Source organism: Candidatus Latescibacter sp., from assembly GCA_030692375.1.
In the GTDB taxonomy this organism is placed as follows: Bacteria; Latescibacterota; Latescibacteria; order Latescibacterales; family Latescibacteraceae; genus JAUYCD01.
Genome location: JAUYCD010000196.1, coordinates 1 through 10,258, shown reverse-complemented (window position 1 = coordinate 10,258; position 10,258 = coordinate 1). Strand labels below are relative to the sequence as shown.

Sequence of the window (10,258 nt, the reverse complement as noted above, 5' to 3'; positions counted from 1 at the left end):
ATACGGAATCTGGTGAGCCGCTCCACCTGGCAATTGAAGGTGACCTCGAACCAGAAGATCCTTCTGGATCAGATAGGGATCAAGATGGTTTCGATACCTACAGGCATCTTTCAGATGGGGTCGAATGATGGTGATAGTGATGAGAAGCCGGTGCATAGCGTGACACTGTCAGCGTTTGAGATGAGCGCGACGGAGATCACGCAGGGGCAGTACAAGGCGGTTATCGGCTCGAATCCGTCAAGGTTCACCGGCGATGACAATCTGCCGGTGGAGGTTGTATCATGGAATGAAGCGGTTGCGTTCTGCAGAGCATTGAGCCAGAAGACGGTGGGTGAGTTCCGGCTGCCGACGGAGGCGGAGTGGGAGTATGCCTGCCGGGCGGGGACGACGACAAAGTATAACCTTGGTGATAGCGAAAGCGACCTGGCGCGAGCGGGATGGTATCATGGGAACAGCGGTAGAAAAACCCATCCGGTTGGGCAGAAGACCCCGAACGCGTGGGGTCTCTACGATATGCACGGAAATGTGTGGGAGTGGTGTAATGACTGGTACGGAAGCTACTCATTAGAAAGTGCAGCAAATCCCACAGGTGCTAATATAGGCTCCGAGCGCGTTACCCGCGGCGGCTGTTGGGGCAACGACTTAGAAGGCTTTTGCCAGTCAGCCCAACGAGGTTTCAGCGACCCAGCCGGTATGCACTTCGGTCGTGGGTTCCGTGTAATCCGCAGGCCGTAAGCGGATTCACCATTCGGGCAGGACAGACGGAATAGGAAACGCCAACGGGTATACATTCCATTTGACAAGTCATAAAAAGGGGCGCCGGTCTTGCTTGCTGACACCCCCTATCTTTTGCCCTCTTGCCGGGAGATAATCGCCCTACGGGCCGTTTCAATGCTTTTCTGAAAGGGTATACGCTTCAGGCTCCTACGCTTGTCGGGTATCCCCGCTGACCACAGTTCCGGTGTAACTCCCTGCCGATCGTGGAGGAATCCTTTCCCATGGTCATTGCAATCCTTCATTGGGAAACATCCTCTTGCAACAACGCATAAATTTGATTACTTTCTCCTTCGATGAGTTGGCTGACATTCCCATTGTGCTCTCCTTGAGTAGGGGGATGATTTGTTAGCGCAAATACAGTATACGCCAACTCACCATCAATTCCTCCTTTAATAAGGAATCTTCCTCAATGAATATACTCCTGGCCGCCTGTATCCTTCTTCTTACCGGATTAATACCTTCCGCTCAGGCAGAGAAATTCATATCTCTCTCAAAAATCAATCCGGTTGAACAGGCGAAGAAACACCCCATTACGGCCAACCGCCCGGCAGTCGGATTTTTCGAGGGAGCTCTCCTTGGAAACGGAGGTTTGGGAGTGGTGGTTTGCACCCGTCCGGACGCGGTGGTATTCTATTTCGGCCACAATGATGTCTGGGATATACGGCTCGCCGAAAATAACCGTGAGAAAATAGGTACATTTCGTGAAATATTCGAAAAGGTCAAAGCCATACCCGATACTCTCAAAAACCTTGAGGATGATCCCTGGTATAAACAGTACCTTGCAGTTCTGCGGGAAAACTATTCCAAACCCTATCCCCGGCCGTTTCCCTGCGGGTCGGCGGTGCTGTGGTTCGACCGTCGCGAGGCCGAGCTTTTGGGCCACCGCCTCAATCTGGACACGGGTGTATGCGAGGTGAATTTCCTCATCGACAACCGTATCGCCCGTCTTGAAATATTCACCGACATGACCGCCGACCGTCTCCGGGCAAGAATGGTGGATGGCTCCGGGAAGCCAATGGCGTCTCCATTCCGCTATATCACCGTCCTTCCCGACCCGGAAACGCCCCGTGAGATGCCAAAATACACGACCGGAATGGAAGATGAGCGCGGAATCCTTTCCTTCCGCCAGACTCTTCCGTTCGAGGAGATAACGGATAAGAAACCCTACAATGAAAATCCCCGCGACCAGGCTTTCCGCCTGACAGCCCGGGTGAGCGCCGCTTTCGACCGTGATGCGGTGCTGAAGACCGGGGAGGATGTCACCGACATGGGGCCGATCCCCGGCCAGCCCGGCGGGGCGAAACCGCTTCGGGGAATGATCGACAGCACATCCGATTTCTCCCTCTGCATCCAGCTCGATCACGGGAAATCCTCATCTCTCGGAACCGCGCTCCCGGATATCCCTGCTCCCTCTCCGCAAAGCTGGGCGGAAGCAGACGGAAAGAGCCGTGATACCTGGCGTGAGTACTGGGATAAATCAGCGGTGGCGCTGTCGGACGAGATTCTTGAGAGCGCGTGGTACCGGAACCTGTATTTCCTCAGGTGCGCCCTCCGTCCGGGGGTGACCTGCCCGGGGCTGTTCGCGAACTGGAGCTACCGCAGCATCGGAACCGCCTGGCATGGCGACTACCACATGAACTACAACACGCAGCAGCCGTTCTGGGCGACCTTTTCCAGCAATCATATCGACCTTCATCTGCCTTATGTGGACATGGTGGAACGCACCCTCCTGCCGGTGAGCCAAAAGTGGGCGCGGGAATATTACGGCCTGCGCGGGGCATTTTTTCCTCATTCCGCCTACCCTGTGGAGATGAGCATAATGCCCTATCCCCTTCCGACCTGGGGATGGGAAGTATTCGAAACCCCCTGGGCCGTGCAAAGCCTCTGGTGGCACTACCAATACACCCAGGATCGGATGTTCCTCCGCGACCGGGCTTTCGGGGTGATGAAAGAAGCGGTGCTTTTCATGGTGGATTACATGAAACGCCCGGAAGCCCGTGGACCGCAATGGGGCGATGACCGGTACCATATTTTCCCCAGCGTTCCCCCGGAGCTGTACGGTTTGCAGCCGGGATTCGACAAGAATTCCGACACCATCGCCGACCTGGCGCTCACCCGTCATGTGTTCAATGCCTTTGTCTCGGCCTGCGCCGTTCTGGGATACGAAGCCCGGGAGGCGGATCTGCTCCGCGATGTTCACGACATCCTTTCCCGTTTCCCCGATTACCCGAAAGCCCAATCCTCACGAGGCGAGGTCTTCGTTTCGGTAAAAGGAGAGGACCCGGAAATTGTGTATAATGTCCCGGCCAGCCTGATGACCGTGTTCCCGGGAGACCAGCACGGCCTTCATTCCTCTCCGGAAGAATACCAGGTTGCTGCCAACACGTTCCGCAGCCAGCAGAACGAGGGCGGCAACGACCTGGTGTTCCTGAATGTGCAGGCAGCGCGGTTGGGGCTTCTGGACCTTGAAAAATTCAAGCGGCAGATCGAATACTGTCTTCTTCCCGACGGAACCTGCACCGATAAGGTGCTCCAGATCCATGGCCGCTATACCAACGACACACCATTCGATTTCATGGCGCCGATGGGGATATGGTTCGAGAATTTTTCCCTGCCTCTGGTGATCAACGAGTGCCTGCTCCAGAGCTACAATGGGGTGCTCCGGCTCTTCCCAAACTGGCCGGACGGGAAAAATGCGGAGTTCAAATCCCTGCGGACTGTAGGGGCTTTCCTTGTCAGCGCCCGTAAAAGCGGGGGAAAGGTGCAATGGATCGAGGTGCAGAGCGAGGCCGGGCAGCCGCTTTCCCTGATATCACCCTGGAAGACCGGTGCAATCCTGGAGCGACAGTCCGGGAATGAGATGCTTTCCGGAGGTACATTCCTGATCAAGACGAAACCGGGAGAGATGCTCAGGCTAGTGGCGAAATAGATTAAACAAACCGAGTCGATGGGAGTATATATGAATCCTTCCTGGGCGGTAACCCCGCAAAAAGTTCAGACTGTAATAGAGAGAATCATCGAGGTCAGCAAACCTCGAAAACTCATTCTTTTTGGCTCATATGTACAGGGTACCATGAATAATGACAGCGATCTCGATGTGCTGGTGGTGACCGGTGATGAAATTGAAAACCCTCGAAAAGAAAGTGTTCGGATTCGACGGGCATTGAAGGGGATAGGTATATCTCTTGATATTCTGGTCATATCCGAAAGCATGATGGATGTTTTAAAGGATACACCAGGACTGATTTACCGTGAGATTTTAAAAAAAGGAGAGATTGTCTATGAATCCTCCAGATAACAGACGACTTCCTGTTTCACCTAAGGAATGGCTTATTCACGCGGAAAGTGATTTGAAATTCGGAAAACTTGGAATGGCAAACGGCGATATTCTTTGCCATCAAATCTGCTTTCATGCTCAGCAAGCCGCTGAAAAGGCCTTCAAAGCTGTTCTTCTTTCAAAAGGAATCGATTTTCCTTTGACCCATGACATTCAGGAACTTCTGGATATTATAGAAGAAGGGGGACTTGTTCTTTCGCTGGATATTCTGGATTCCAGTTCTCTTACTCCGTATGCAGTTGAAGCGCGATATCCTGGTTACTGGGGAAACATAACACAAAAAGAAGTAGAGGAAGCAATTGAATTGGCACAAAAAGTTGTTACGTGGGCGCAAAATGAAATATGAAATAAAACTTAAGGAATTTTATCTGTGAACGATAAAAAAGTTCCTGCACAAAATTCAAATAATCACCTCCAGAAAGCCGAATCCTGGGCATCCTCACTCTGGAAGACGGCGCTGGCCCGCTGGCCGGACCGTATCGGGCAGGATAAAAATTACCGGTTACACGTGGTTCATCCGACGTTGGATGAACTGTTACGTGAGCGGTTCCGGCGCGGAATTCACATCCTGGACCTCGGTTGCGGCGACTGTTCGCTTTTGGACGATCCTCGGTTCAGCGGCCGGATCAGGCCCGGCGGCTCTTACCTGGGGATCGATATTTCCGGTGAACTCATAGATAAAGCATCCGCCCGGCACAAGGGAGAGGGGATTCGCTTCCTGCGGGGCGACCTGGCCGATCAGACACTTTCGAATAGAATCACCGGAGTCAGAGAGACCTGGGATGTTGTTCTTTCCGTGTTCGTTATCCAGGAAGTTCCCGATCTCGATACTTTTCTTGAAAATCTCGCCCATATCGCCTCTCCGGGCAGCCTAGTGATCGTGGTAACCGTGCACCCGGCATTTGCCGAATGGCTCCTGGATGAAGGCAGACTGCGGATAGAAAGCTCCCTGCAGGCCGGATTCGAAAGCGAGGCGCTCTGGAGGTGGGCGGGGTATTATCCGATTGTGGACGAACCGATGGAACCGTTTTACCTCCCCTATTTCCATCGCAGCGTGGAAGACTACCGCGAGGCGTTCACCCGGACGGGACTGAAAGTCTGCGACATCCGGAACATACCCGATCGTGAGCGTGATCTTCCCCGTCTTCGAGAACTTCGCATCACCCCGTTCTTTCAATTCGAGACAAATCTCTACTGGCCGCGCATCGCTGAAGAACCATCGGCCCTGGTAATTGCCGCCTTAAAGGAGGACCTTCGTGGAAAGGACTCCTGAGCGCCTTCCAGGCATTCCGTCCATCATGACCGGTGGGCGGTCTTACGAAGAGCTCCGTGACCGTTTCCTGGAATTACTCGACTCCGACACCGGACCCATACTGACCCATCCTTACTCGACGCCGGGCATCTACGATGCCGACCGTGTGGCCTATATCATTCCGCCTGTCACAAGCGTGGAACAGCGTGACAAATGGAATCCCAGCAGCATCTATGTGGTCAAGAGAGGAGCGGTGGCAATCGGCAAAGTCTTTTATACCAAATCAAGCGGCGAATACCTTGTGGAGGAGCTTATCCTGAACCGGGGGGATATTTTCGGCGAATTCGAAGTGCCCCTTTCCATTCTCGGAAGCCCTGCCTTCTGGAACGCCAAGCTCCCGCCGCGGTTCAACATGACCTACGGCGCCTGGGCGAGCGGCCCTGCGCTCAACTGGGCGATGGCCTATCCGCGCTATATCCCCCGTGACAGCACGGTGAAGGAGAACGCACAGGTGGCTTCCCATCCCTTCTACATCAAGAGCAAAAACATCCGTCCCCAGACCGACGCCGAGGTATTCATCGTGCCCATCGGGCATTTTGAAAAGATAGTCAGCTCAAGCCCCGAAGCCATGACCTGGTTCCTCATGAATGTGCTCTGGAAGACCCGCCTCTATTTCGAGCCGCCCTCCGAGGGCTACGGCCGCTCGCCTTCCGATACAATCGCCCGTCTGTTCATCCGCATTCTCGCCTACCGTATCAGGCTCAACCTGATTGTAAAGAACGGAGCGGGCGGAAAAACTTCCTGCCGTACTTTCATCGGCCCCACCGAATGGATCAAGTACGGTCTCGGCTCCTTCGCCGCCGACCTGATGGAGGTGGTCCACACCGCCGGAGGGAATAACCGCGACCCGCTGAAACTTGATATTTTTTCCGATGAGTTGGGTGATCACCTCGATATAACCTATCACTTCCCGGTGAAAGACCTCGATGACGAGATACTGACCGCCATGGGATGCATTCCTGCGATGGACCGGAAAGAGGGCCGGTATGGCCTCCTTACCGGAATACTGATGGAGCTGACGGACCTCGATTTCTTCAAACAGTACCTGCTGGAAAAAGGGGAATAGCCCTGAAAATACGAGGCACAAAGGGACAAAGGCACAGAGGCATAGTCCCTTTCAGCGCGGCTATTTTGCCGCCAGCGCGGCCTCGACCGCTTTGACTATTTCATCGCTGTCGGGCGTAACCTTCGGCTCGAAGCGGTTGATCACCTTTCCCGACCGATCGACGAGGAACTTGGTGAAGTTCCACTTGATGTCGCCGGCGAACTTCGGGTTGGTTTTTTCCCCGGTCAAAAAGGTGTAGAGAGGATGGATGTCCTCGCCTTTGACCGAAATCTTGGCGAACATGGGGAACTTCACTCCGTAGGTAAGGGTGCAGAATTGCCTGATTTCCTCGTTCGTCCCCGGTTCCTGCGCGCCGAAGTTGTTCGCAGGGAAACCGAGAATCACCAGCCCCTGTTCCCCGTATTTCTCGTAGAGCGCTTCGAGCCCCTTATACTGGGGTGTCAGGCCGCATTTGCTGGCGACGTTGATGATCATGAGCACTTTGCCGCGGTAGGTTGAGAGCGATATGTCCTGGCCGTCGATACTCTTCATGGTGAAATCGAGAACCGAGTTGCCTTCCGCGACAGTCAATACCGGCGCCCCGACTGTGAGAACCGCCAGAATGCATGCGATTACATCTATCCGTTTCAATATAATCCACTCCTTTTCCGAAAAGGTGAACAGCAGGGCTGTATCTGCAAAGTGGTCTTGCAGAGTTTCACATACCAGTTTATAATAATTACTTATAAATATAATGTCAAGTTTTTACCCCAATCCAGCGATACCCCATTTTTTATTCGGCAACAGAAATACCATATCACTTATCTTCTCTTTAGGCAAAATCCCCCCGCCGCATAAAGCGGCGACCCCCTTAATAAGGGGGTTTAGGCTGCCTGCCAATATGATTCCCCCCTTAATAAGGGGGGATGTCCGAAGGACAGGGGGGATTTGCATTAACCCGATAATATTTTCATAAACATATTTTCGTGGAACGATAAGCATCATAAAGAGTTACAAAATATTGTTTAAAAAATATAGGGGGTCGCCAGATTACCCCAATCCGGCGATAATTTTATAGAAAGTACTTGCATTATTTGTATAAATACTATATATTGCAATGTGTTATGATAAACTATATTTTGGGATTCACACACCTTGCAGGTGCAAAATGAAAAAAAGCCAAATTCTCCCGTTCGAGTATGAACTTACCGATCAGCCGATTACCGGGATGGGTGGTCTTCCGATATTTCTGGCAGCGGCGATTTAAAAACGAAGAGATATTTGCCGCGCTCACCAGTGTCCAGGATGCCTTGAGCAGAAGTGTTCTTGAAGCGCGCAGATACGCTTGTTTGACCCTACCGCGGGCACGCGAATGCAGTGAAAGTATTGTTCCTGCCCGCCAGGTGGGCAAAACATACGAGCCAATTGCAAAAGTCGAGATTTTTGGAAGCAGCCCCCTTCAATCTACCCTGCACGTACTTCGTACGAGCAGGGACCCCGTGTCCTTCGGACATCCTTCCCCCGGAGGGGGCAGGAACAGACTGTGGAGCAACGACTTCCCTTTCCCCCTTCAGAGGGTAAACGGTTTCATCGTTCCCGCGAAGCGGCAAGGGATCGAGGGATAGGGGGCTGTAGTAAAAAAAACTCGTTTTCTTTTTTCCATATAACACGACTTTTGAAAAACCTCGGAAGATTTGCAATTTCAGATTTCATCCTTCAGATTTCTTTGTACGGTCTATTTTTCATCTGATTCCTCACCCCGTTTTTACGCGCCTCCCACTTGAACATCATGTTTCCGACCAGAGTATACAGCCAGATCGGCATAAAAGGTTTGGACAGGAGAGCATCCGCTTCCGGGGGAATGATTCCGCCTTCGGCCAGAGAGACTGCGATGAGGTCGAGCGCCTCCCGGAGTATTTTAGCCTTGCTCCCGGCCTGTTCAAGAGGTTTTCCATCGAGGGATCCTCCGCCTCCTACTGTCAGGCATCCGGCCCACTGAAACCCCGATTCGGAAGCGAAACGCCGGTAGATCGCCGAGGCTGCCGCGTTATGCCCAGGTTCCGGAAATCCGCAGTTCGATATGGCAAGAAACCGGATCGGTTTGTTTCCAAGAAAAGCTGACCTGTGGGAATGGATGAGTTCCATCGTTCTGATGACAGGAGCCGGGGAGCTGTCCACATACAGGGGGCTGACGAGAATGATTATGTCCGCGTTTTCCAGGGCTTGGAAAAGAGCGGCGAGTCCCCTTTCCGAATTGAGCATACGGTGCGGATAGAGGATTTCCGTCCGGAATTCTTTTTCTGCAAGGCGGTTGAGCAGGTAGTTTCCCAACGAAAACGAAACGCTCTTTTGCCCGCGGGGGCTGCCGACCAGGAGAAGAACTTTCTTATGATCGTTCATCGGAATATCCCATGAGAATCAAGGCCCCGGAGATCTGTTCTTTCATTTCATCCGGGGTCTGGTGTTCATATATGAAAAGGCTGGTATGAGCGGGACTGTTTGTGTTGATGGCATTCCGCGAGACAAGGTGTGAGAATATCTCTTCCGCCTCCGGGTCTTTTTGGGGAAGGATTCCCAAAGCCAGGAGAGCAGGGTAGCGGTCATACCGGGGAAGATGATGTATTTCACCGTTGACTTCGGTAAAAAAAGGTAAAATGTTCGGTATCAACCGGTCCAGCGCTTTTTTCAATTCCGAGGAATATCCCCCGAAGGTTACCGGAGTCACCAGCGCCATCAAGCTGCTCTGAACCATCAGACGGGCAATTTCGCGCGCATAGTCGTTGATCGTGCAGATGCCGGGCGTTCTTGTCCAGCATCCGAAACATCCCATGCAGGGCGCAATATCAAGCTCACGGAGATTGCACAGGTCGGTCTGCCATCCTTGATCGGCCAGCACCCTGGTGAGGATGGCGGTAACATTATCGGGAAGCGCGCCTGGTTTTTCGCTTCCCTGGAGAATCAAAGCTCTCATGAAAACAGCTTCCTCGCTTTTCGTTGAGTTGCAGGAGTAAATATCAGAGCACGAGGGTACGTTTTTTGTTTCGTAATTCTTCAATGATTTGATTGTCTTCCTGAAGTTTATCTGCAAGATCCTGAATCACATTCAGGAGAAGGATGTTGCTCAACATGCTGTCGTTTTTAAGAATGCGGAAGAGTTCGGTTTTATGTATCCTGATTACGGTGCTATCTTCTGTAGCGAGAAGGGAGGCCGATCTCCTTACATTGGTAAAAACCCCGATTTCACCGACCAGTTCCATCGGAAAAATAAATTTCAGCAGTGTGTCTCCATGGGTTATTACCTTGAGCCTGCCTTTCGCAAGGATGAATAATTCACTCGCCTCGTCTCCTTCATGGCAGAGGTAGGAATCTTTTGGGATTATTTTAAGCGAGCAGATGTTTAAAATCTGTTTGAAGTGTTCGGTGGAAAAACCTTTGAAAAGGGGGATTTTTTTCATAAACTCGATGATTCGGTCGGCGTCTTTCACTACGGCGCGACGCTCTTCGGAAACCCTTCGTTTTCCATCGCTTACTGAGATTTCCTGATTTCGATGGTCGTTGCCTGTTCTTCTCGCCTCATCTTCCATGGACATTTCTCCCCAAGGTAGCCGTTGGAATATTGAATGGATTCGGATTAGTTTATTTATTTGGTTCTTCTCCAAAAGAGTTGGTTAAGAAATTTACTTACAAGGGTTGCATTGAGGAAATGATCTCAATCCAACCCTATTCGAAATATGTTGTTAGTTGCTGTCAAGCCCAAGCAAGTCAGCCTTCGGCTGAGGCTTGACAG

The 10,258-nt window shown here is 52.1% G+C and carries 10 protein-coding genes; 6 read left to right on the top strand and 4 right to left on the bottom strand.

What is annotated here, in order from left to right:
• From Q8O92_11865 to Q8O92_11840, 6 genes are all read left to right on the top strand, one after another.
• Window positions 1–735: formylglycine-generating enzyme family protein (locus Q8O92_11865; protein ID MDP2984010.1), on the top strand; the 735-nt coding region annotated here is incomplete at its 5' end.
• A gap of 451 nt (window positions 736–1,186) precedes the next feature.
• Window positions 1,187–3,706 (top strand): hypothetical protein, encoded by a 2,520-nt coding sequence (locus Q8O92_11860; protein ID MDP2984009.1) that lies wholly within the window; start codon window positions 1,187–1,189, stop codon window positions 3,704–3,706.
• 30 nt (window positions 3,707–3,736) lie between these two features.
• Entirely contained in the window at window positions 3,737–4,075 is a 339-nt protein-coding gene (locus Q8O92_11855) for a nucleotidyltransferase domain-containing protein (GenBank protein ID MDP2984008.1), read from the top strand.
• A complete protein-coding gene (locus Q8O92_11850; GenBank protein MDP2984007.1) occupies window positions 4,059–4,460 on the top strand; it encodes a HEPN domain-containing protein in 402 nt (133 codons plus the stop codon). The genes Q8O92_11855 and Q8O92_11850 overlap by 17 nt, the downstream gene beginning before the upstream one ends.
• 24 nt (window positions 4,461–4,484) lie before the next feature.
• Window positions 4,485–5,387 carry a methyltransferase domain-containing protein gene (locus tag Q8O92_11845; protein ID MDP2984006.1) on the top strand — a complete coding sequence of 301 codons (903 nt, stop codon included), beginning with the start codon at window positions 4,485–4,487 and terminating at the stop codon, window positions 5,385–5,387.
• Window positions 5,371–6,492 carry a hypothetical protein gene (locus tag Q8O92_11840; protein MDP2984005.1) on the top strand — a complete coding sequence of 374 codons (1,122 nt, stop codon included), beginning with the start codon at window positions 5,371–5,373 and terminating at the stop codon, window positions 6,490–6,492. Before Q8O92_11845 ends, Q8O92_11840 begins: the two co-directional genes overlap by 17 nt.
• 60 nt (window positions 6,493–6,552) lie before the next feature.
• Here Q8O92_11840 and Q8O92_11835 read toward each other — a convergent pair whose 3' ends face one another.
• The 4 genes from Q8O92_11835 to Q8O92_11820 form a co-directional block, all read right to left on the bottom strand.
• Complete coding sequence (locus Q8O92_11835) at window positions 6,553–7,122, bottom strand: glutathione peroxidase (protein MDP2984004.1); 570 nt, start codon at window positions 7,120–7,122, stop codon at window positions 6,553–6,555.
• A gap of 1,065 nt (window positions 7,123–8,187) precedes the next feature.
• Complete coding sequence (locus Q8O92_11830; protein MDP2984003.1) at window positions 8,188–8,871, bottom strand: NAD(P)H-dependent oxidoreductase; 684 nt, start codon at window positions 8,869–8,871, stop codon at window positions 8,188–8,190.
• Window positions 8,858–9,442, bottom strand: a complete 585-nt coding sequence (locus Q8O92_11825; protein ID MDP2984002.1) for an NAD(P)H-dependent oxidoreductase — start codon at window positions 9,440–9,442, stop codon at window positions 8,858–8,860. The genes Q8O92_11830 and Q8O92_11825 overlap by 14 nt, the downstream gene beginning before the upstream one ends.
• Window positions 9,443–9,485: 43 nt before the next feature.
• The gene (locus Q8O92_11820) at window positions 9,486–10,055 is read right to left on the bottom strand and encodes a cyclic nucleotide-binding domain-containing protein (GenBank protein MDP2984001.1); all 570 of its coding nucleotides are present in this window, start codon (window positions 10,053–10,055) and stop codon (window positions 9,486–9,488) included.
• Window positions 10,056–10,258 lie beyond the last annotated feature (203 nt).